The following is a 21,643-nucleotide window of genomic DNA, read 5'->3' as shown; positions in this document are numbered from 1 at the left end:
CCATGACAAGAGTCGACATAGACAGTGCATATGAGCGCCGCGACGTCGAGTACAGCGGCCGCCGCAAGATTCACCAGGAGGATGCCTTCGAGCGCTACATCTCCCGAAAGGTCGCTGCCCTCGGCGGCGCGGGCTGGGCCCTCTCACCTGACGATACGGGGTTCGACCCGAACGACGCACTCGTGTTCGACGACTTCGTCGCCTGGCTCGAGGCCACCGCGCCGGAGAAGCTCGACAAGATGCGCCGAGAGAAGGGCGCGAGGTGGGAGGACCAGCTGCGCCGCGCGCTCGTGAAGAGCCTGGAGAGAAACGGTACCGTTCTCACGCTACGCAAGGGATTCCAGGTGGCCGGTTACCAGACCATCGAGTGCATGGCTGGCTACCCGGACGACGAGCGCGTGCCCGGGGCGAGGGAGCGCTACGACGCCAACATCCTGCGCTTCATGCACCAGGTTCACTACCAGACCGCCGGGAGCAAGTCTCTCGACTTCGCTCTGTTCGTCAACGGCATCCCCGTCGCCACCGGCGAGGTCAAGACCGAGCTCACCCAGACCGTGCGTGACGCCATCGACGAGTACGTCGACGAGCGCAGGCCCATAGAGCCCGACGGCGGCAGGAAGAACTCGCTGCTCATGTACAAGAGGGGCGCCGTGGTCCACTTCGCAGTCTCCGAGGACGAGGTCTGGATGTGCACGAACCTCGGCCCCTTCCCGAGCAGGTCGGCGAAGCCCCGCTTCCTCCCGTTCAACCTGGGCCGCGACGGCGGGGCCGGCAACCCGGACGCGCCCGAAGGCGAGTACAGGACCCACTACCTCTGGGACACCATCCTCCAGCGAGACAACTGGCTGTCCATCTTCGACCGCTTCGTCTTCGAGGAGGTCGAGGACAGGCAGGACGCGACGGGCCGCTGGCGCAAGACGGCGACCCAGATCTTCCCGCGCTACCACCAGTTTGACGCAGAGAGGAAGGTCCTGGCCGACGCGCGGGAGCATGGGGCGGGACGCCGCTACCTCATCGAGCACTCGGCCGGCTCCGGCAAGACCGAGACCATCTCCTGGGCCGCGCACGACCTCGCGAGGCTCCGCCGCGCGGACGGAGAGAAGATGTTCTCCAGCGTCGTGGTGGTCACCGACAGGCTGTCGCTTGACCAGAACATAAAGAAGACCATCTCCCAGCTCTCCAAGGTGACCGGTCAGGTCGTCATGGTCGGCCGCGACGAGAGGGGCAGCGCCGTCGCCGACGGCTCCAAGAGCTCCCAGCTCGTCGAGGCCCTTCGGCAGAAGAGGGAGATCGTCGTGGTCACCATCCAGACGTTCCTTTACGCGTGGCCGGACATCGCGGCGCTGCCCGAGCTTGACGGCTCCGGATTCGCGGTGATCGTCGACGAGGCGCACAGCTCTCAGGAGGGCAGCTCGGCGGCGTCCCTCAAGACCGCCTTCAACGCGGCGGCGGACAAGCTGAAGTTCGAGAGGATGCTCGACTTCGATGAGGACTCGGACGACGGCGGGTCGGTCATGGATGCCTACTTCGCCCAGATGCAGGCGAGCAACCTCATGCCGCCGAACGTCTCTTTCCTCGCGTTCACAGCGACCCCAAAGGCCGAGACAAAGACCCTGTTCGGCACGCCCACGGGCGAGGAGGACGAGGACGGCAATCCGGTCATGGGCAGCTTCCACCTCTACCCGATGCGGCAGGCGATCGAGGAGGGCTACATCATCGACCCGCTCTCGGGATACGTGCCCCTGCGCACCCTCACGAGGATCGAGGACGAGTCCGAGGACGCCGACGGCAGACTCGTCGACGAGCGCCGCGCCAGGAGGAAGATCGCCAAGTGGCGCTCGCTCCACCCGACGAACGTCATGGAGAAGGCCAAGTGGATCATCGACCACTTCGTCGACAACGTGGCTCCGCTCCTGAACGGCGAGGCCAAGGCCATGATCGTCACCTCCGGGCGTCCCGAGGTCGTGCGCTACAAGTACGCGATAGAGGCGTACCTCCGCGCCCGTCCGGACCTCGACCCCGCCAAGGTCGAGCCGAAGCTGCGCTTCAAGGTGCCCGGCGAGCCGCTCGTCGCCTTCTCCCAGAAGGTCCTGGGCGACAGGTGCGTCCTGCCCGAGGACGAGTACCTCGAGGACAACCCGTTCGCCCTCATCGAGCGCGGATACGAGTACACCGAGGCCAACATGAACCCGACCGGGCAGGGCCCGGTCGAGAGGGCGTTCGACCGCCCTGAGAGCAGGCTGCTCATCGTGGCCAACAAGTTCCAGACCGGGTTCGACCAGAAGAAGCTAGTCGCCCTCTACGTCGACAAGCCGCTCGGCAACGCCATCGAGATCGTGCAGACCTACTCGCGCGTCAACAGGACGTGCTCCGGCAAGGACGGGGTCTTCGTCGTCGACTTCGTGAACGACCCCGAGACGGTTCTCGCCGCCTTCAAGACCTACGACAAGGGCGCGACGATGAGCACGGCCCAGGACCCGAACATCGTCTACGACCTGAAGGACGCCCTCGACGCGGCCGACGTGTACGCGACGCGAGACGTCGAGGGGTTCAAGGAGGCGCTCTACAGGTCCAAGGGCCTCGCAGCCGGTGAGGAGAGCGATGCCTACAGGACCGCCCTCTATTCCGCCGTCTCCGGGCCCGCCGAGATCTTCCGCGAGAGGTTCGCGGCGGCCAGGGACTCCTACGAGACTTGGCTGGAGTGCGCCAACCGGGCGGAGGCGGCCGGCGAGGCCGAGGGGACGGAGAGGGCCAAGAGGAGCGCGGACGAGGCGGCGGGACGCGTCGCGGAGCTGATGACCTTCAGGAAGAAGCTCTCCAAGTACTGCTCCGCCTACACGTTCCTGTCCCAGGCGCTCGACTTCGGCGACCCCGACCTCGAGGTGTTCTACAGCTTCGCAAAGCTGCTCGGCCACAGGATCGCGGGCACCTCGCTCGACGACGTCGACGTGCGCGGCCTCGTGCTTCGGGACTTCCGCATATCGGCCCAGAAGGTCCCCGAGGGGGTCGAAGGCGGCGAGCTCATGCCGATGGGCGCTGGCGGCTCAGGCACCGCGCCCAAGCGCGACACTATGGCGAGGATCGTGGAGAGGCTGAACCGCACGTGGGGCGACGAAGGTGACCCCCTCGTGAAGGCCCGAGCCGTCAACGCGGTCTCCGATGCCGTGGCGGCAGACCCCGTGACCAACACGCAGATCACGAACACGAGCAACACGAAGGAGGCCGTCCTCGCGGACGGGCGCCTGCGCAACATCGTCATCAGGGCCCTCATGTCGATGATGAGCAACGAGCTTGGAGACCTCGCCGAGCAGGCGCTCGACGACCCGCAGGCGATCGAGCCCCTGGCCGACCAGGTGTACGACCTCATCTCGCAGGGGAAGCGCTACGACATCGCCGAGCTCGCCTCCTACCTCTCGAGGGGAAAGTAGATGGGCGTGGCAGGCTACGTCGAGGAGCTGCTTGGTGTCCGGGACTGCGAGCTCATCGGCAGCGCGACCAAGGTCGATTGCGGTAGGAGGCTCCAGCAGTTCGACCTGAGATACCGCGGGCCCGTCCCCGCATCGTGTCCCGAGTGCGGCGGGACGCTGCACAGCCACGGCGCGAGGACCGTCGGCGTTGTGTCGACGCCACACCTGGGCATCCCGACGAGGCTCGAGATAGGGTTCCCGCGGATGCGATGCCCGGAGTGCGGCTACGTGTGGCGCCCGGCGATAGGCGGGATCGACGAGAGTCACCGGATGACGGAGGCGGCATACGCCGACATCGCCCAACGCTCGCTCAGGCTCACCTTCCGCGAGGTCGCCGAGGAGTACCCGCTCTCGCACGTCACCGTGAAGAGCGTCTTCGAGGACTACGTCCGCGAGAACGCCTCGAGGCTTCGCTTCAAAGTGCCGGCGTTCCTGGGCATAGACGAGAAGAACCTCAAGAGGGTCGGCATGGTGACCGTGATCACTGATCTCGAGCACAGGACGGTCTTCGACATGGTGCCCGGCAGGACGCAGTCCGACCTCGACGCCTATTTCTCCTCGTTGGAGGGCCTCGAGCGCGTACGATGGGTTTCGAGCGACATGTACCGGCCGTTCTGGAGGAGCATAGCCAAATACACCCCGAACGCGACATGGGTCATCGGCCACTTCCATGTCGTGAAGGGAGCCAACGAGGCCTTGGACGCGGTCCGCAAGGGCCTCCAGGGAGCTCTCGACAGGAAGGGTCGCCTTGAGCTAAAGAAGGGCCTCGCCTACGTCCTTAGGAAGCGGACGCGCGACCTCAGCCTCTACGAGGCGTCGGCCCTAAGGGCGCTACGGGAAGACTCCTCCTACTCGACGCTGATGACCGCGTACGACCTCAAGGAGGACTTCTTCGGCATTTACGACGACCATCCGTCCTCACGCGAGGAGGCTGAGGCGGCGTTCGACGCCTGGATTCGGGAAATTCCCGATGGCAGGGAGTTCGATCCGTTCAGAGCCCTTGCTCGGACCGTTCAGAATCACCGCGAGTTCATCTTCAACTACTGGGAATGCCCCAGCCGTATCTCGAACGGCTACACCGAGTGCGCGAACCGGCTCATAAACGAGACGGACATGAGAGGGCGCGGATACTCGTTCGAGACGCTCCGGGCAAGGACCCTCTACCGCAGGCAGAACCTCGACCGCATCATCGCGAGCAACGGGCTCACGATCGGCCCTCGCATCGATGCACCCGGTCCGCTCTTCGTGACCGAGCCCGACCGCGAGGACGAGGCCGTCGATGAGTTCATAGACCCGAGGTCGGGAGTGGAGGTCGACGCAACGACGGGAGAGATGCTGTGAATTCGAGGCTCGACGAAATTGCAGCCTGGGAGCCAAGGCCTTCAGGCGGCCTGAAATGCGATGCCAACGAATACGGCTTTCCGACCGTAATCCATCGCACACCAAGCAGGCTCGTGGAGGAATGCGAGAAGGCCTTCGATGCGGGGCTTCTCCTCGCGGCACTGAACCTCGTCGTGACCATACCGGACGTCTGCGCAAAAGCCGTCGGCATGCGATACATCGACTGGTGCGTTAAATACCTGGAGCTTCCCAATACCGGCGAAAAGATGGCGGCAGAGCGAAAAGACGAGAAGAGTCAAAGTGAGATAAGCGAGGAGTTCGACGTTATAGAGGCGCGAGGTATATTCACAGCTTCAGACCTCTATCAACTGCGTTGCGCCGTTATCCATGCGGGATCATCAGTCATCGAAGGCAGAGGGGAGGATTATAGTCCTTATAAGGTTATCGGGGTATGCGTTCACGGCGACGCTCATGGGATCGTCGCGAGCTATGGCCATACCGGGGCGGGTACGGAGAACCTGAAGGGGTGCGCATACGATTGCGTCATCAAGCTCGAAGGCCTCGTCTCCCTCATGGCCAAGGGCGTTGTGTCTTTCCTCGAAGAAGATCCCGAGCGGGATTGCGAAAGGACCATCAAGTCGGGGATAGACCGCAGAGGCGTGACGGATTTTAGATCGCTAATCCAACGGCCCGTTCGTTAAATATGTGGTTGGAGTTGTGCTAATACCATTTGTAAAATAAATGGTTGGAACTTGATAGCCCGGTTCTTACTTTGCCAACCGGTAATTTACTAACTTCCAACCATTTATGTTACATGCCCTTTTGTTTTTAACGCAAGCTTTATGCCGGTGAGCTTGTGTTCGATGCCACTTGTCGAGGCTGAGTGCAGGTCGGCGACTTGCTCGATGTCTGATTTGCCCTTCGATCAGTTCTTGTCGAGCCCCTTTGGGCGGGAGAGGCAGCGATCTAGATATCCGCTCTTGGCATATGAGACAAGAAGCCCGTAAGACTGTGGCAATGTCAAAAGGCATACACAAGTGTCAGTCTTTTGACATCGTATGATTTTGGGGAGTGGCGTGCAGCGATCGCGCGCCACCATGACGGCGTAAGTGTTTGCTTTCGTTGTAGAATCTAACGATATGAGCATCCCGGTTGCTTCAGTGCTTCGATGCTCTCGTCTTTAGCGCCCTCCGCTCAGTGGAGGACTGACTGCAAACGGCGTAAACAAGAAAAGGGGAGCAAGCGCAAATGAAAGCAACCGAGGCAAATCTGCTCGACCTTATGGGCGTGGCGAAGATGCAGTTCGTCATTCCCGTGTACCAGCGAGTTTACTCGTGGAGTGTAAAAGAGTGCGAGGTGCTTTGGGATGACGTCATGCGAGCGGGTCGTGATGGCGTATCGCACTTCGTGGGGTCGATGCTCTATATCCCCGAGTCCGAGAGCTCTGCCACGAGCATTTCGCGCGTGCTTCTGATTGACGGACAGCAGCGCATGACGACGTTTTCGTTGATGATCTCTGCCTTGGCTGACTATTTGGAGAGCAACCCCGACAAGGCCGGTTTCCTTGGCGATCTCAAGATCTCAGCGCTGCGGAAGAACTACCTCTTTAACGATGATGACTACAACGGTCTGGCGCGCTACAAGCTGGTGCTCTCGCAGGACGATAAAGAGACGCTGTTCTCCATTGTGTCTGGGTCTCCTGTGCCAGATGAGAAATCGGATCGCATTGTCGAGAACCATGCGTTCTTCCGTGAAAAGATGCACGGGAAATCATTCGACCCAGCAAGGCTTTGGGCGGGGCTAAACCGCGTGCAGGTCATCGACACTAAGCTCACCGCTGGCGTTGATAATGCCCAGCTCATATTTGAGTCCATGAACTCCAAGGGCAAGCCGCTCACGCCTATTGACCTCATTCGTAACTACGTTCTTATGTCGCTTCCCAACGACGAGCAGACCAAGCTTTACGAGGGTTACTGGCATCCGCTCGAGCGTTTGTTCGGTAAAGGCGGCGAAGAAGAGTTCAATGCATTTATCTGGTACTGGCTGTGGCTCAAGGTTCCCAATAGGATGCCGAAGGAAAACGAGGCCTACCACGAGTTCAAACGCTATTTCGCTGATGACTACGATGGAGATACCGAGGGTCTGCTGAAGGAACTCCGCGAATATGCGCAAAGATATGCCAGGTTATTCCTTGGCAAGGAGAAAGACGGGGGTCTGCGCCGAGTGTTCGGTAGAATTGCCTATCTTTATGTGAAGCCGGTTAGACCTTTGCTGATGCTGCTTTACTCGGTTTATGAAGGAGGCAGGATTGACCGCAATACGTTTTTACGTATCTGCGAGACTATCGAGTCGTTTCTGTTCAGACGGGCGGTTTGCGGCAGGCTTACCACGGGTCTAAATAATTTCTTTGCCGGCATGTATCGCAACCTTGAGCAACAGGACGATATAGAGGAGTACGTTACGGCGATGCTCCTTATCCACAGCAGCGGTATGACCGCGTACTTCCCAACAGACGAGCATTTTGTCGAGGAGTTTAAGACGCGTGACTGCTACAACCGCTTCTCCAAAAAGCGCTATTACCTGGAGCGCATTGAGAACTGGCACCACCCGAAGGAGCCCATCTCGGCTGACGATTACCAGATTGAGCACGTCATGCCCCAGACGATCGATGATGAACACGACTGGAAGGAATCGCTTGGTGAGAACTGGGAAGACATCCACGACAGGTTGTGCAACAACTTGGGAAATCTAACGCTGACGGGCTACAACCAGGAGTACTCAAACCGGTCGTTCTCGGACAAGCTCAATCTTCCGAACGTGGGACTTATGTGCAGCCCACTCTACCTAAACAAGTCGATTGCCTCGCATGAAAAATGGGGCGAGGAAGAGATTAGACGGCGCGCTAACGAGTTGGCGAAAGAGGCGTGTGAGATATGGAAATATCCCGACCTTCCGGCAGATGTCGTCGACAAGTATCGCCCCTCTCGTGGGGAGTCTGACGAGGCGCCTATCTGGACTCTGCAGGAGAATCACCCAACTTTTGCCGAAGGCGGACTCAACCAGAGGCTTTTCGATGAGGTGTGCGAGTCCGTTCTGAGTGGTAACCCTTCGTGGGAGTCCTATATAGCCAAGTACTATGTGGGCTTCAGGTCGGGCAAGCGAAAATTGCACGCCGTGCTAGAAGGCAGGACCAGCAATGGTGGCTGGATTGCCGTTGGCCTGGCAAAGAGCGTTGACGATCTGACGGATCCAGAGGGCCTGTGTCAGGACAAGCGCTCACAGGGCGGATTTGGCCCGGGTCTACCGACCTATGTCGCACTTCGGAATGCCGATGACATTCCCGCGGTGCTCGATCTTATAAAGCAGTGCTAGGCAAGGGCCGGGAATCTAATTCTCGGCCCTTGCTATCTCGGAATTGCCGATGGCTTATCTGCCCACCTAAACTCCCGCAATCCCACGCGCCGCACTCAACAGCTCGTACTCCCTCTGGCCCCACTGGCGCAGTTCAGCGGCGTCGACGGCGTCGCGGCACGGGTCCAGGAACACCTCGGCGCCCTCGCAGAAGCACTCGCGGGCAAAGGCGCCCGATCCGTCTGCAACGCACGCGCCGTCGGCGAAGAGCTTCCAGCTGGACGGCTCACGCGAGTCATTTCCGAGCAACTTGATCTGCAGTACGTGAGGGTCTCCGGCAACGCAGAGCTCTTCCTCGAGCGCCTGCACCGTAAAGCGCATCTGATGGGAGAGACTGCTCTTGACCATGGCCGAGGCATAGCCGCTCGGCTCGTCCAGAAGATGCATTCGTTTTGGCTTGGCTACCAGGTTGTGGAAGTTGCGCTCACTGCGCACGGAGAAATTGTCCATACGGACTCCTTTCATCGATGTTGGCAGGGCCACCGTGCCTCTTGGCCGGTTGGCGTCGGGATCGTGGAGCCAACTCTCTACCCCGACTCTGGATAAAACGTGCCCGCTCCTTGCAGGCACGGTGGAGTCTATCAGCGCGCGCGGACACAAATCAAGCGCGCTTGCGAAATGACGCGCGGGCGGCGCTTGATTTCGCCGGCTGCTGTTAGGCTTAAATTCGAAAAAATGTCGAAATATCCCGTGTAAAAGTACGGAAAAGTGTCGTGATACACACTTTAAAACCTCGAAAAAGTGTCGAAATGAGCACCTAGCAACCACGGAAAAGTGTATCCTAGTGCTAAAACAGCACGTAATAAGGGGTACGCTTATGCTGCAGAGAAAAGCGAAAGCACAGTTTGAATCTTGGCTTGCCTCGTCGCCTAACAAGGCTCTTTTGGTCAAGGGCGCCCGACAGGTGGGAAAGTCATATTTGGTCAACGTCTTTGCAAGCGAATCGTTCGAAAATGTCGTGACGTTCGACCTTATCGCCGACGCGTCCGTGCGCGATTCGTTTTTGGCGGCAAAAAGCGCGGATGACCTGCTTATGCGCATGTCTATTGCTGCAACGCAGCCGATGGTTGCGAACAAGACCGTTGTGGTTATCGACGAGGTGCAGCGATGCCCCAACGTGGTGACGTTTATCAAATATCTGGTCCAGCGCGGCGACTTTCGATACATCCTTACCGGATCGCTCCTTGGCGTTGAGCTCGAGGGCATCGATTCCCTGCCGGTGGGGTATGTCGAGCAGGTCCAGATGTGCCCGCTCGACTTTGAGGAGTTTTGCTGGGCAAATGGCGTTGGTGCCAGCGTGTTTGACATGCTCAGAGACCGTCTAAAGGATGAGGGGGAGCTCCCCGGCTACCTGTATGACCGCTTGTTCGATCTGTTCCATCAGTATGTGGTGGTGGGAGGCATGCCCGACGCGGTCAATTCCTTCTTGGCGACGCGCAATGTCGACGAGGTTCGAAACATTCATCGCGATCTTCACGCCCTGTATCGCGATGACATCGCAAAGTACGCTCCGCCCGAGCTACGCTTGGTTATTCGCGATATCTATGATTTGATTCCCAGCGAGGCCGGCTCCAAAAACAAGCGATTCAAGCTGTCGTCGATTAACGGTGTCAAACGTTTTTCGCAGGTGACAGATCATTTTCTCTGGTTGTCGGAGGCGGGTGTCGCGCTTCCCGTGTATAACGTAACGGCGCCCGTGGCACCCCTTTTATTGGGGGAGCAGCGAAATCTATTTAAGCTGTTTTACTTGGACACCGGAATGCTCATGTCGTCGTATTCTAAAAGGGTCGCCCAAGGCGTTTTTGATGGGGAGGCGGAAGACCCCTTTGGCATGAACATGAGGGCGGCGTTTGAGGGCTTCGTTGCCCAAGAGCTCAAAGCTCATGGATTTAGATTGCGCTACTTTACGTCCAAAAAGGTCGGTGAGCTCGATTTTGTGGAAGAGACGTTCGATGGGGAAGTGTTTGCCATCGAGGTCAAATCGGGCAAGAGCTTTAAGTCCCACGCGGCGCTCGACAACGCGCTCGCGACGAAGGGCTACGGAATCGATCGCGCCCTGGTACTTGCGGAATGTAATCTTCACCGCGATGGTGACGTGCTGTATCTGCCCATCTTTATGGCAGGGCTTTTGGAGCCGTAACATGCCGCCGGCTCTTCCGGCCCTCCCTTAACCCCCGCTACTCGTCCCCGTCGTTGGGGTCGCCCTTGAGGGTGTTGATGTCCAGGTGCTGATTGTCGTTCTCTTTTTGCTGCGTTGCCGATTCGGACGCGGTGGGGCCGCGGAACAGCTGGAATCCCTCAAACGCAATGACACCGAGCAGGGCAATGATAATGGCGATAAAGGCAACCTTGACTGCCTGCGGAAATTCCGAGAAACGCAGTGCCTTTTCCTCGGCGTAATAATCGGCGAAGCGCTCTTCGCCCGTGCTTTTGGTATACGCCGGCGCGGACGCGGCCTCCGGGTCATATTCCGGTGCAGGCGTGGCAGCGTACGGATCGTTGAGATAATCGCTCGATGCGGTGCCATAATCCTCGGTCTCGATGCGACCGTTGCCAGCATAGCCATCGGAATAATCGGAATATGCCGCATCGCCCTCATAGTCCGCGGCGCTCGTGTTGGCGGCAAAAAGCGGGTTAACTGGAACGTCGAGCGCCGGCATGCCGGTAGAGGTCTCATCCAGATCGGCTGCAGCCCAGGAATCGTAGGCAACCTGATGGGCAGCGGGCTCATCGAGCCTTGTGACCGGAGGCTTGCGTGCCGCAGGAACAGGCAACTGCTGGGCGCTGTACATAACGGTGCTGTCGGCCGATTTGCCCTGCGTCGCTGCAGCGAGAAATGCCGCCGTCTCGGACGGGTCGCTTGCGGGGCGGGGTGCGGGCGTGGGCGCGGAAGTGGGTGCGGGCGTAGGCGCGGGCGTCGAAACAGGCGACTGCGCAGGAGTCGGCGCAGATGCGGGCTTAGGCGCAAGTGCGGGATTGGGGCTTGACGGGCGAGCCCCGCCGCCCATGAGTTCGTCGGCGGTCCACGGGCGATCATCCATCACGTCGTCAAGGCTCAGCGAAAACAGGTCGTCTTCACCCTCATCGAACATTCGGTGCACATGCCCACCAATTGCCGGAATCAATCCGCGACCGGTGCATGATGCCTTGCTCAACGCCATTCTGTTCCATCCTTTCGAAATACTAATGACATCGATTATATGGAACTTCCCAAGCGGCTCGGTCTTGGATTCGTGCTTTCCAGAACTCGCGCCCAAAAGGGGAGGGGCAATCCAGGCGAGTGCCTACTTGTCGTCGGCCGCCGCCTTGGCCTCATTGAGGTAGCTATAGAAGCTGTACTTGGAGATGCCAAAGAACTCGCAGGCGCGCTCGCTCGACTTGGAAATGAGGAAGGCGCCGCGACGGTCGAGGTAGCCGATGGCGCGAATGCGCTCATCTTTGGTCATAAGTGCCGCGGGCTTGCCCACAAACTGCTCGCACTCGTGCAGCAGGTCCTCGAGCAGGTCACCGATGTTCTTGGTAATGGGCTCGGGCTCGGTGTAGCCCGAGCCGCCGGTGCCGGTAAAGGCATCGAGCGAGCGCTCAAATGCCTTCATGAGCGTAATGTCAAAGTTAATGCCCAAAATGCCGACGGGCTTGCCCTCGTCGTTGCGGATAAAGATGGTCGAGGACTTGAGCAGCTTGCCATCGGTGGTTTTGGTGAGGTATGGCTCGCGGTCGTGCACGTCGGTGGTGCCCTCGTGCATGGACTCAAACACAATATGGCTGGGGCCGTCACCCAGTTTGCGCCCGCTGACGTGGCCGTTTTCGATCACTACGATGGAGTGGTCCACATCGTCGGTTTCCAGGTCGTGGACGACGATTTCGCAGTTGGGGCCAAATTGGAGCGCCAGGCCGTGTGCAAGGCGCTTGTAAAACTCAATCTGTGCGGGGGTCATGGGTGCCTTCCTAAAAATTAGTTTGGGCACACTTTGCCATAAACCACACTTGTTCGCAAATAACGAAAGCGTCGCTGCGTTATGTGACCGTTCGGCGGCGAAAAGGTACCGATTACGGCAACAAACAATTTGTTAGGTTTGCCAATCAAAAAGTGTGATAGAACAGTGCTAACAAACTTTTTGTTTGGCATCCACATAAAAGTTCAGTCGCATGAATGGGAGTGGGCTGAAACGCGTATGCGGGGGCCGGCAAGAGAGGACTTAAGGAGTTCACCGTATGGCCGATAAGATCCAGTGGGCGGGCAACACGATGCCCAAGAGCGATGATAAGCACTTGGGAATCATGAGCCTCGACCACGTGAAGAAGGCCCGCGCCTTCCACCAGTCGTTCCCCCAGTACACCGTCACTCCGCTTGCCCGCCTGGACGGCCAGGCCGCGCGCCTGGGCCTGTCCAACCTGTGCGTTAAGGACGAGAGCTATCGCTTTGGCCTCAACGCCTTTAAGGTCCTGGGCGGCTCGTTTGCCATGGCCAACTACATTGCCGACGAGACCGGCAAGGACGTTGCCGACTGCACCTTCGATTACCTGACCTCCGATCAGCTTGCCAAGGACTTTGGCCAGGCCACCTTCTTTACCGCCACCGACGGCAACCATGGCCGCGGCGTGGCATGGGCTGCCAACAAGCTGGGCCAGAAGGCCGTCGTGCACATGCCCAAGGGTTCCACCAAGCCCCGCTTTGACAACATCGCCGCCGAGGGCGCCACGGTGACCATCGAAGAGGTCAACTACGACGAGTGCGTGCGCATGGCCGCCGCCGAGGCCGATGCCTGCGAGCGCGGCGTTATCGTTCAGGACACCGCCTGGGAGGGCTACGAGAAGATCCCGTCTTGGATCATGGAGGGCTACGGCACCATGGCTTCCGAGGCTGCCGAGCAGCTGCGCGAGATGGCCATCAACCGCCCGACGCACGTCTTTGTCCAGGCTGGCGTAGGCTCGCTCGCCGGCGCCGTGGTGGGCTACTTCACCAACCTGTATCCCGATAACCCGCCCACCTTCGTCGTGGTCGAGTGCGCGCCTGCCGCCTGCCTGTACAAGGGCGCTGCTGCCGGCGACGGCGACCCGCGCATCGTGGACGGCGACATGCCTTCCATCATGGCCGGCCTGTGCTGCGGCGAGCCCAACATTCTGGGTTGGGATATCCTGCGCAACCACACCACCGCGTTCGTGTCCTGCCCCGACTGGGTCACCGCTCGCGGTATGCGTACCCTGGGTGCTCCCGAGAAGGGCGACCCGCGCGTCATCTCCGGCGAGTCCGGCGCGGTGACCACCGGCCTGGTCGAGACCCTCATGCTCGATCCCGAGTACGCCGAGCTCAAGGAGCTCATCGGCCTGGACAAGACGAGCTCCGTGCTCTGCTTCTCCACCGAGGGCGACACCGATCCGGATCAGTACCGTCGCATCGTCTGGGAGGGCGAGTATCCGACCTGCTAGCAGACTGACCTGTCCGGAGGCAGCCGGAGGACTTTACTCCCTGCTCGGACAGTCCTGCTCGCACGGAGAGCACATTAAGTGCTCTCCGGCTCGTGCGGAACTCGCGACGGAGCAAAGTCCTCCGTCCGCCTCCTAAGGTTACTTGCTTGCCGGGTACTCGACCTCACGCTACTTGGCACAAATGATCTATCTGAAATATCTACCTGTAGGTAAACCCTTGTAGAAAGGTTGACTGTTATGACTAAAGAACTCGATTTTGATGCCATTAAGGCTGCTGCGGAGTCTCATCGTGCTGATATGACTCGCTTCCTGCGCGCTATGATCTCTCACCCCTCTGAGTCCTGCGAGGAGGGCGAGGTTGTCGCTTGCATCAAGGCCGAGATGGAGAGCCTTGGCTATGACGAGGTCAAGGTCGATGGCTTGGGTAACGTCATGGGCTTTATGGGCGAGGGCGACAAGATCATCGCCATCGACTCCCACATCGACACCGTCGGCATCGGCAACATCGAGAACTGGGATGCCGATCCCTATGAGGGCTACGAGACCGACGAGATCATCTACGGCCGCGGCGGCTCCGACCAGGAGGGTGGTATGGCTTCTGCTACCTATGCTGCCAAGATGATGAAGGACATGGGCCTCATCCCCGAGGGCTACAAGATCATGGTCGTCGGCACCGTCCAGGAAGAGGACTGCGACGGCATGTGCTGGCAGTACATCTACAACAAGGACGGCATTAAGCCCGAGTTCGTCATTTCCACCGAGCCCACCGACGGCGGCATCTATCGCGGTCACCGCGGCCGCATGGAGATCCGCGTCGACGTTCACGGCACCTCCTGCCACGGTTCCGCTCCCGACCGCGGCGACAACGCCATCTACAAGATGGCCGACATCATCGCCGACGTCCGCGCCCTCAACAACAACGGCTGCGACGAGTCGACCGACATCAAGGGCCTCGTCAAGATGCTCGACCCTAAGTACAACCCCGAGCACTTCGAGGACGCCCGCTTCCTGGGCCGCGGCACCTGCACCGTCAGCCAGATCTTCTACACCAGCCCCAGCCGCTGCGCTGTCGCTGACTCCTGCGCCATCTCCATCGACCGTCGCATGACCGCCGGCGAGACCTGGGAGTCCTGCCTGGACGAGATCCGCAACCTGCCGGCCGCCAAGAAGTACGGCGACGACGTGAAGGTCTCCATGTACATGTACGACCGTCCGTCCTGGACCGGCGAGGTCTACGAGACCGAGGCTTACTTCCCCACGTGGATCAACAAGGAGACCGCTCCGCACGTCAAGGCCCTCGTCGACGCCCACAAGGCCATGTTCGGTGACGAGCGCATCGGCTGCGAGCCCAGCATGGACAAGCGCACCGGTCGTCCGCTGTGCGACAAGTGGACCTTCTCCACGAACTGCGTTTCCATCCAGGGCCGCTATGGCATCCCCTGCGTCGGCTTTGGCCCGGGTGCCGAGTCTCAGGCTCACGCTCCCAACGAGGTCACCTACAAGGACGACCTGGTCACCGCTGCCGCCATGTATGTGGCTGCCCTGAACCTCTACGATCCGAGCCAGGCCGATGGCGACGCCACCGTGTTCCGCGCCGGTCTGACCAACAACAAGATCGATTAGTCCCATTCCTCGATCTTGTTGAGCCGGGGACAGCTCGTGTCCCCGGCACCCCCTGTTGACTTGGGGCCCGCGGTCGTTATCTCCCATGCTTCCTCAACGGTAGCGGGTCCTCGTCATAGTGCTCTGCATGTTCTAGCCACACGCGCATGCCGGAGCACATCTACTCATTGCAATCGTTTCATCTTTGGAAAGGATATTTACATGGACGCCAAGTTTACCGAGCTCGTCGAGCAGCTGAACGGCCTCGATTTTAAGGGCATGTACGGCAGCGACTTCCTGCACACCTGGGACAAGACCACCGATGAGCTCAAGGCGCTCTACATCGTCGCCGACGCCCTGCGCGAGCTGCGCGAGAACAACGTTTCGTCCAAGATCTTCGATTCGGGTCTGGCCGTCTCCCTGTTCCGTGACAACTCCACCCGTACGCGCTTCTCCTTCTCTAAGGCAGCCAACCTGCTCGGTCTTGAGCTGCAGGACCTGGACGAGAAGAAGTCCCAGATCGCTCACGGCGAGACCGTCCGCGAGACCGCTACCATGATCTCCTTCATGGCCGACGTCATCGGCATCCGCGACGACATGTACATCGGCAAGGGCGACGCCTACATGGCCGAGGTCTCCGAGTCTGTCCAGCAGGCCTACGAGGACGGCGTTCTGGATCACCGTCCCACGCTCATCTCCTTGCAGTCCGACTCCGATCACCCCACGCAGTCCTCTGCCGACATGCTCTACCTCATCAACGAGTTTGGCGGCCTCGAGAACCTCAAGGGCAAGAAGGTTGCCGTCACCTGGGCCTACTCGCCCTCTTACGGCAAGCCGCTGTCCTGTCCGCAGTCGCTGATCAGCCTGCTGCCCCGTTTTGGCATGGACGTCACTTTGGCCCACCCCGAGGGCTACGACCTCATGCCCGAGGTCGTCGAGCGCGCCAAGGGCTACGCCGCCGAGTCCGGCACCACCTTTAAGCAGGTCAACACCATGGCCGAGGCCTTCGAGGGCGCCGACATCGTGATCCCGAAGAGCTGGGCTCCGTTTGCCGCCATGGAGAAGCGCACCAACCTGTACGCCGAGGGCGACGACGCCGGCATCGCTGCACTCGAGAAGGAGCTGCTCGCTCAGAACGCTACGCATCAGGATTGGTGCTCCACGACCGAGCTCATGGAGAAGACCGCCAACGGCCAGGACACCATCTTTATGCATCCGCTGCCCGCCGACATCTCTGGTGTCTCTTGCGAGCACGGCGAGGTCAACGCCGACGTCTTCGACATGCACCGCGTGGGCATGTACAAGGAGGCCAGCTACAAGCCGTACGCCATCGCAGCCATGATGTTCCTGCAGAAGGTTGCCGATCCCGCCGCTACCCTCAAGGCCCTCGACGAGCGCAACACCGCCCGTTGGTTCCAGGCCTAAAGCCGCGCTGAGGTAAGCCATGTAAAGGGGGCGCTCTGCCAACCGGCGGGGTGCCCCTTTTTGCATCGTGGGCGTGCGGGATAAGCGCTTTCGATGTAGATGCCCCGCGACGCGAGTTATGGGTACGATGGTTTCAGGGGAGGTATCGCCATGAAACTCGGTTGCGTCATTATGGCTTCGGGCGAGGGCAAGCGGTTTGGCTCTAACAAGATGCTTGCCGATATCTATGGCAAGCCGCTGATTGCCCGGACTATCGATTCGGTTCCCCGGGGCTTTGACGTCGTGGTTTCGACGCGTTGGCCCGAGGTCGCCCAGATTTGCGAGGACAAGCATTGCCCGTGCGTGCTGCACGATGGCAAGCTCAGGAGCGAAAGCGTCCGTGCGGGCCTTTCGTGGGGGGCGAGCCGCGGCTGGAAGGGTTGCCTCTTTTTGCCGGGCGACCAGCCGCTCGTGAGTTCGGATTCTTTTGAGGCCATGGTTCGCGCGTTTGATGAGCGTGGCCGCAAGTATCCGGTGCGTCTTGCGTGCAACGGTGAGCCTTCGAGCCCGGTGCTCTTTCCGGCGGAACTGTTCGATGCACTTATGTGTCTTGAGGGTAAGGACGGCGGCGGTTCGACCCTCAAGGACCGTACCGACGTGGTGCTGGTCGAGGCGCGTGCCTACGAGCTGTGGGACGTCGATACCGTCAAGGGACAGCGACGCATAACGGAGCATATCGCCGCCTGCTCGTATTTTGATCGCGTGGCCAACTGCATCAATCAATAAGGAGCAATTATGATCATCATCAAAAACGGCGCACTCGTGACGCCCCAAGGGCTTCGCCGCGCCGATCTTGCCATGGATGGCGATAAGATCGTACGGATTGCCGCGGCGATTGAGCCGGCCGAGGGCGATACCGTCGAGGATGCTGCGGGCTGCTGGGTGTTCCCGGGCTTTATCGACGGCCACACGCACATGCAGTGCTGGACCGGCATGGATTGGACGGCCGATAGCTTTGAGACCGGCACGCGCGCGGCTGCCTGCGGCGGCACGACGACCATTGTGGATTACGCCACGGCCGATCGCGGCGTGACCATGCCTGATGCCTTGGCCGAGTGGCATCGCCGCGCCGACGGAACCTGCACGGCCAACTACGCCTTTCATATGGCGCTCGCCGAGTGGAACGAGCGCAACCGCGCCGATCTCTCGGCCATGCGCGAGGCGGGCGTATCGTCGTTCAAGACCTACTTTGCCTACGATCATTTGCGCCTGGACGATGCCGAGACGCTCGAGGTGCTCGAGGAGCTCAAGCGTGTTGGCGGTATCCTGTGCGTGCATTGCGAGAACGGCACGCTGGTGAATGAGCTGCAGAAGCGCGTGTTTGAGCAGGGTATCCACGGGCCCGAGGGCCATGCGCTCAGCCGTCCGGATGTGTGCGAGGCCGAGGCAGTGAGCCGTCTGCTGTATCTGGCGCACCTGGCCGGCGACGCGCCGGTTAACGTGGTGCACCTTTCGACCAAGCTGGGGCTCGAGGCCATTCGCGCTGCCAAGGCGCGCGGGCAGAAGAACATCCATGTCGAGACCTGCCCTCAGTATCTGATGCTCGACGATACCTGCTATCTGGAGCGGGGCGAGGACGGCTTTGCGGGTGCCAAGTATGTGATGAGCCCGCCGCTGCGCCATGCTGGCGACCGCGCCGCGCTGCGCGAGGCGCTTGTGGCCGGCGAGATCGATACCATCGCCACCGACCACTGCAGCTTTAACCTGCACGGGCAAAAGGACCGCGGGCGCGACGACTTCCGCGCGATTCCCAACGGCGGACCCGGTGTGGAGCATCGCCCCGTCGCGATCGCCACGAGCTTTGAGGGACAGCTGGGCCCCGAGGATCTGTGCCGCCTGATGAGCGAGAACCCGGCGCGCGTCTTTGGCATGTATCCGCGCAAGGGCTGTCTTGCCGAGGGTGCCGATGCCGACGTGTGCGTGTGGGATCCCAAGGCGCGCTGGACCATTCGCGCGACGACGCAGCATCAGGCTGTGGACTACACGCCGCTCGAGGGCTTTGAGGCGCACGGCCGCGCCAAGGCCGTGTTTGTGAACGGCGTACTGGCTGCGCGCGACGGCGAGCCCACCGGAGCCCAACCCGGCCGCTACGTCCCCCGCTAGCAGCAAAGATGCCGTGTCCCCTCCGCAGTTGCGGTGAAATAGTTCCTGTTTAGCCGCCAAATAGGCCGTTTCAGGAACTATTCCACCGCAACTTATAGGTCTGGTGGGGCAGCGCCGGCTACTTGAGGTTGGTGGCGACGATGGGGCGGTCGAGAGCTGTCTCGAAGCGGTCGGCCATCGTGGGGTCGCTGAGCGTGTCGACTTGGTTGAGCATGACGCGTGCGGTGCAGAGTCCCAACGCCTGCATCTCGGCATTGAGCACCTGGGCGATGCGCCCTGGGGTGGCAGTGTCGGTGGGCTCGCAGCCGCAACGCTCGCAGAAGAGCTCGGGGCGGTGGACAACCTCGGCGACGGGCTTGCCCAGCCCCGAGGCGCCGACGACCCAGACAACGTTTGCCGTGGCGGCTGGAATTACCGGCTCCCAGGCGGCATGCGCCTTGAGCGGGAGTCGCTTGCTGCCATCTGCCTCGGCCAATACATAGTCAAAGCGCTGCGCCAGCTCGTTGAGCGGCTCAGCGGGGGCGGAGAGCTTGCCTGTCTCCGGGTCCAAAACACCCGCTTGGCAGATGCTTCCGCGCGCAAGGCCCGCGCAGGCCTCGCAGGTGCAACCGGGGACATGCGAGGCACCCGGCTTCCAAGGTGCGGCGTCCAGGCGACGGCTCGACCCGTCCCATGGCACGCCGGCGACGGGAAACATGTGCGTGGTGGTGCAGAGGAGCACGCGGCCGCCAGCGCGCATGAGCTCAAGACCCATCGTCTTGAGCAACGTCGACTTGCCGCCGCTGCCGATAATCGCGGTAATGCCTGGCTCGATCTTGAGCGCGGAGGCAAGGTTTCCACTCGTCGTTTCCATCTGTTCACCGCCGTATAATACTGTGATAATAAATAATCATCAGAGTAGCGGTCGAACCGCTTTTGCTCTGCTCAAACCGTAGCACAGGGAGGTGCCCCGGGAATGCTCGTTTATGTTCGCGGCGCCGGCGATATCGCCACGGGCGTCGCCGCTCGCTTGGTGCGCTCCGGCGTGTCGGTCGTTATGGCCGATATCGCGGTTCCCACGTGCATCCGCCGCACAATCAGTTTTTGCGAGGCCATTCGCCTGGGTGAGGTCGAGGTCGAAGGCATTCGCGCTCGCTTGGCACAGACGCCGGCTGAGGCGCTCGAGATTACCAAAGCGGGAGACGTCGCCGTTGTGGTGGACCCCCAGGCCAAGATGCTCGGCGAGCTGAAACCCGCTGCCGTGGTCGACGCGATTCTGGCCAAGCGCAACTTGGGCACCGCGCGCGACATGGCGCCTGCCGTTATCGCCGTGGGGCCGGGCTTTACCGCGCCGGTTGACTGCGACGCCGTGGTCGAGACCATGCGCGGGCATTTTCTCGGCCGTGTCATTACCCAAGGTTCGCCCCAGCCCAACACGGGCGTGCCGGGCATTATCGCCGGCTATGGCAAGGAGCGTGTTATCCACAGCCCCGCCGCCGGCGTGTTTCGGTCCGACCGCGCAATCGGCGACATCGTGAGCGCCGGAGACGTGATTGGCTACGCGGGCGATACGCCCATGTGCACGCAGATCAATGGCTGTCTGCGCGGGCTTTTGGCGAACGGCGTGCAGGTGACTGAGGGCTTTAAATGCGCCGATGTCGATCCGCGCGGCGATGCCAGCTATATCAACTACATTTCGGACAAGGCGACGTCGGTCGGCGGCGGTGTGCTCGAGGCGCTCGCTATGCTCACCGGTGTCTTTAGAGGATAGAAGGCGGCAATGGAAAAGCTCGATGTTGTGAATGCGGCGCTTGCCGCCTTGCGTGCTGGTGAGACGTGCGAACTGGTGGTAGTGGCCGGCACGGCAGGGTCGTCACCGCGCGGCGTGGGCGCCTGGATGGCCGTCTTTGCCGATGGCAGCCAGGCGGGCACTATCGGCGGTGGCAAGATTGAACTCTTTGCGCTGGATGAGGCGCGCGAGCTCCTGAGCGCGGGACAGTCGCGTCTGGTCCGCTACACTATGGGCGGCGAGAACTCCGATACCGGCATGATCTGCGGCGGAGCCATCTGCTTGTGCTACCTGCATCTGGATGCGACCCAGGTACCGTTGTTCCAGGAAATTGCCGACGTCTTGGCCTATCGGCGCATCGGCGACTTCGTCATCGACTTTGAGCCGTTTGTCGCGAGCGCGCTCGAGGGCGATGTGGCCGAGTACCATGGCGAGGAATCGCGCCGTACCATTGCGGGCTGCCCCGGGCTTTCGCTGGTGGAGGAGGGGAGTAAGGTCAGCTACACCAACGCGGCCTCCGAGATTCCCGTGGCGCACGTCGAGACGCTCTGCCCCGAGGGCCTGACTTATATCTTTGGCTGCGGCCACGTGGGCGCTGCGACGGCGCGGGTGCTCACGGCGGCGGGTTTTGCCGTCGTGGCCTGCGACGACCGCCCCGGCACGCTGACCCCCGAATGGGTGCCCGGTGTCTACGACCGTCGTCTGGTCGACTACAAGAACCTGAGCGAGCAGTGCCCAATCGGCCCGCGCGACCTGGTGGTCGTTGCCACAGCAGGCCACAAGTCCGATATCGACGTGGTGATTCAGGCCATGCGCGCCAAACCCGCCTATCTGGGCTGTCTGGGTTCGCGCCGCAAGACGGCCTTTGTGCGCGCCCGCCTGGAGCAGGAGGGCTTTACGCAGGACCAGATCGACGAGCTGCACCTGCCGATCGGCGTTGCCATCGAGGCCGAGGACCCCGAGGAGATCGCCATCTCCATAGCCGCCGAGATGATCCACCTGCGCCGCACCAAGCTCGTCCCCCGCAAGCGCTAATCGCATCCCACATGAGCTGCCC

Annotated in this window: 16 protein-coding genes and 1 riboswitch; of the genes, 12 read left to right on the top strand and 4 right to left on the bottom strand. The window is 61.0% G+C overall.

What is annotated here, in order from left to right:
* The first annotated feature begins 2 nt into the window (after window positions 1–2).
* The 4 genes from DW645_RS01090 to DW645_RS01075 all read left to right on the top strand — a co-directional run bounded on the left by DW645_RS01090 (window position 3) and on the right by DW645_RS01075 (window position 8,180).
* A complete protein-coding gene (locus DW645_RS01090; protein WP_118225868.1) occupies window positions 3–3,428 on the top strand; it encodes a DEAD/DEAH box helicase family protein in 3,426 nt (1,141 codons plus the stop codon).
* Window positions 3,429–4,808, top strand: a complete 1,380-nt coding sequence (locus DW645_RS01085) for an ISL3 family transposase (RefSeq protein WP_118225867.1) — start codon at window positions 3,429–3,431, stop codon at window positions 4,806–4,808.
* Window positions 4,805–5,509 carry a hypothetical protein gene (locus DW645_RS01080; RefSeq protein WP_117655011.1) on the top strand — a complete coding sequence of 235 codons (705 nt, stop codon included), beginning with the start codon at window positions 4,805–4,807 and terminating at the stop codon, window positions 5,507–5,509. Before DW645_RS01085 ends, DW645_RS01080 begins: the two co-directional genes overlap by 4 nt.
* A 547-nt stretch (window positions 5,510–6,056) precedes the next feature.
* Window positions 6,057–8,180 carry a DUF262 domain-containing protein gene (locus DW645_RS01075; RefSeq protein WP_117757083.1) on the top strand — a complete coding sequence of 708 codons (2,124 nt, stop codon included), beginning with the start codon at window positions 6,057–6,059 and terminating at the stop codon, window positions 8,178–8,180.
* Between the two features lie 66 nt (window positions 8,181–8,246).
* On the opposite strand, the gene DW645_RS01070 is transcribed toward DW645_RS01075, so the two are convergent.
* Window positions 8,247–8,669 carry a hypothetical protein gene (locus DW645_RS01070; protein ID WP_118225866.1) on the bottom strand — a complete coding sequence of 141 codons (423 nt, stop codon included), beginning with the start codon at window positions 8,667–8,669 and terminating at the stop codon, window positions 8,247–8,249.
* Window positions 8,670–8,677: 8 nt separating this feature from the next.
* Window positions 8,678–8,768, bottom strand: a riboswitch (SAM riboswitch).
* Between the two features lie 268 nt (window positions 8,769–9,036).
* Between DW645_RS01070 and DW645_RS01065 the strand changes: the two genes are divergently transcribed.
* Complete coding sequence (locus DW645_RS01065) at window positions 9,037–10,359, top strand: ATP-binding protein (RefSeq protein ID WP_118225865.1); 1,323 nt, start codon at window positions 9,037–9,039, stop codon at window positions 10,357–10,359.
* Window positions 10,360–10,396: 37 nt separating this feature from the next.
* Here DW645_RS01065 and DW645_RS01060 read toward each other — a convergent pair whose 3' ends face one another.
* Complete coding sequence (locus DW645_RS01060; protein WP_118225864.1) at window positions 10,397–11,380, bottom strand: hypothetical protein; 984 nt, start codon at window positions 11,378–11,380, stop codon at window positions 10,397–10,399.
* A gap of 123 nt (window positions 11,381–11,503) precedes the next feature.
* Entirely contained in the window at window positions 11,504–12,157 is a 654-nt protein-coding gene (locus tag DW645_RS01055) for a transcriptional regulator (RefSeq protein ID WP_118225863.1), read from the bottom strand.
* Window positions 12,158–12,434: 277 nt separating this feature from the next.
* Here DW645_RS01055 and dpaL point away from each other — a divergent pair, with 277 nt between their 5' ends.
* The 5 genes from dpaL (at window position 12,435) to hydA (ending at window position 18,818) form a co-directional block, all read left to right on the top strand.
* Window positions 12,435–13,649, top strand: a complete 1,215-nt coding sequence (gene dpaL, locus DW645_RS01050; protein ID WP_089573553.1) for a diaminopropionate ammonia-lyase — start codon at window positions 12,435–12,437, stop codon at window positions 13,647–13,649.
* 237 nt (window positions 13,650–13,886) lie between these two features.
* Window positions 13,887–15,272 (top strand): YgeY family selenium metabolism-linked hydrolase, encoded by a 1,386-nt coding sequence (locus DW645_RS01045; RefSeq protein WP_099432046.1) that lies wholly within the window; start codon window positions 13,887–13,889, stop codon window positions 15,270–15,272.
* A 201-nt stretch (window positions 15,273–15,473) separates the two neighbouring features.
* A complete protein-coding gene (gene ygeW, locus DW645_RS01040; protein WP_055252229.1) occupies window positions 15,474–16,676 on the top strand; it encodes a knotted carbamoyltransferase YgeW in 1,203 nt (400 codons plus the stop codon).
* 150 nt (window positions 16,677–16,826) lie between these two features.
* On the top strand, window positions 16,827–17,441 hold the full coding sequence (locus tag DW645_RS01035) for a nucleotidyltransferase family protein (RefSeq protein WP_158568648.1): 615 nt from the start codon (window positions 16,827–16,829) through the stop codon (window positions 17,439–17,441).
* Between the two features lie 9 nt (window positions 17,442–17,450).
* The gene (gene hydA / locus DW645_RS01030) at window positions 17,451–18,818 is read left to right on the top strand and encodes a dihydropyrimidinase (protein WP_118225861.1); all 1,368 of its coding nucleotides are present in this window, start codon (window positions 17,451–17,453) and stop codon (window positions 18,816–18,818) included.
* A gap of 118 nt (window positions 18,819–18,936) precedes the next feature.
* Here the strand turns inward: hydA and yqeC are convergent, their stop codons facing one another.
* Window positions 18,937–19,671 carry a selenium cofactor biosynthesis protein YqeC gene (gene yqeC / locus DW645_RS01025; protein ID WP_118225860.1) on the bottom strand — a complete coding sequence of 245 codons (735 nt, stop codon included), beginning with the start codon at window positions 19,669–19,671 and terminating at the stop codon, window positions 18,937–18,939.
* A gap of 102 nt (window positions 19,672–19,773) precedes the next feature.
* Here yqeC and yqeB point away from each other — a divergent pair, with 102 nt between their 5' ends.
* Together yqeB and DW645_RS01015 are read left to right on the top strand one after the other, a co-directional pair.
* Window positions 19,774–20,568, top strand: a complete 795-nt coding sequence (gene yqeB, locus DW645_RS01020; RefSeq protein ID WP_118225859.1) for a selenium-dependent molybdenum cofactor biosynthesis protein YqeB — start codon at window positions 19,774–19,776, stop codon at window positions 20,566–20,568.
* A 9-nt stretch (window positions 20,569–20,577) separates the two neighbouring features.
* Window positions 20,578–21,621: an XdhC family protein gene (locus DW645_RS01015; protein ID WP_118225858.1), complete on the top strand. Its 1,044-nt coding sequence runs from the start codon at window positions 20,578–20,580 to the stop codon at window positions 21,619–21,621.
* The last annotated feature ends 22 nt before the right edge of the window (window positions 21,622–21,643 follow it).

Origin of the sequence: Collinsella sp. AM23-17 (genome assembly GCF_003470945.1) — a bacterium.
GTDB classification, from domain to species: Bacteria; Actinomycetota; Coriobacteriia; order Coriobacteriales; family Coriobacteriaceae; genus Collinsella; species Collinsella aerofaciens_O.
Note: the sequence above shows the minus strand (reverse complement) of the source record. Positions and strands in the feature narration are given on the sequence as shown.

Excerpts from the sequence above, each read along its gene's own strand:
- DW645_RS01035 (WP_158568648.1), top strand. The coding sequence starts at position 16,827 with ATGAAACTCGGTTGCGTCATTATGGCTTCGGGCGAGGGCAAGCGGTTT.
- ygeW (WP_055252229.1), top strand. The coding sequence starts at position 15,474 with ATGGACGCCAAGTTTACCGAGCTCGTCGAGCAGCTGAACGGCCTCGAT.
- DW645_RS01045 (WP_099432046.1), top strand. The coding sequence starts at position 13,887 with ATGACTAAAGAACTCGATTTTGATGCCATTAAGGCTGCTGCGGAGTCT.
- DW645_RS01055 (WP_118225863.1), bottom strand. The coding sequence starts at position 12,157 with ATGACCCCCGCACAGATTGAGTTTTACAAGCGCCTTGCACACGGCCTG.
- yqeC (WP_118225860.1), bottom strand. The coding sequence starts at position 19,671 with ATGGAAACGACGAGTGGAAACCTTGCCTCCGCGCTCAAGATCGAGCCA.
- dpaL (WP_089573553.1), top strand. The coding sequence starts at position 12,435 with ATGGCCGATAAGATCCAGTGGGCGGGCAACACGATGCCCAAGAGCGAT.
- DW645_RS01060 (WP_118225864.1), bottom strand. The coding sequence starts at position 11,380 with ATGGCGTTGAGCAAGGCATCATGCACCGGTCGCGGATTGATTCCGGCA.
- DW645_RS01070 (WP_118225866.1), bottom strand. The coding sequence starts at position 8,669 with ATGGACAATTTCTCCGTGCGCAGTGAGCGCAACTTCCACAACCTGGTA.
- hydA (WP_118225861.1), top strand. The coding sequence starts at position 17,451 with ATGATCATCATCAAAAACGGCGCACTCGTGACGCCCCAAGGGCTTCGC.
- DW645_RS01075 (WP_117757083.1), top strand. The coding sequence starts at position 6,057 with ATGAAAGCAACCGAGGCAAATCTGCTCGACCTTATGGGCGTGGCGAAG.
- DW645_RS01065 (WP_118225865.1), top strand. The coding sequence starts at position 9,037 with ATGCTGCAGAGAAAAGCGAAAGCACAGTTTGAATCTTGGCTTGCCTCG.
- DW645_RS01090 (WP_118225868.1), top strand. The coding sequence starts at position 3 with ATGACAAGAGTCGACATAGACAGTGCATATGAGCGCCGCGACGTCGAG.
- yqeB (WP_118225859.1), top strand. The coding sequence starts at position 19,774 with ATGCTCGTTTATGTTCGCGGCGCCGGCGATATCGCCACGGGCGTCGCC.
- DW645_RS01085 (WP_118225867.1), top strand. The coding sequence starts at position 3,429 with ATGGGCGTGGCAGGCTACGTCGAGGAGCTGCTTGGTGTCCGGGACTGC.
- DW645_RS01015 (WP_118225858.1), top strand. The coding sequence starts at position 20,578 with ATGGAAAAGCTCGATGTTGTGAATGCGGCGCTTGCCGCCTTGCGTGCT.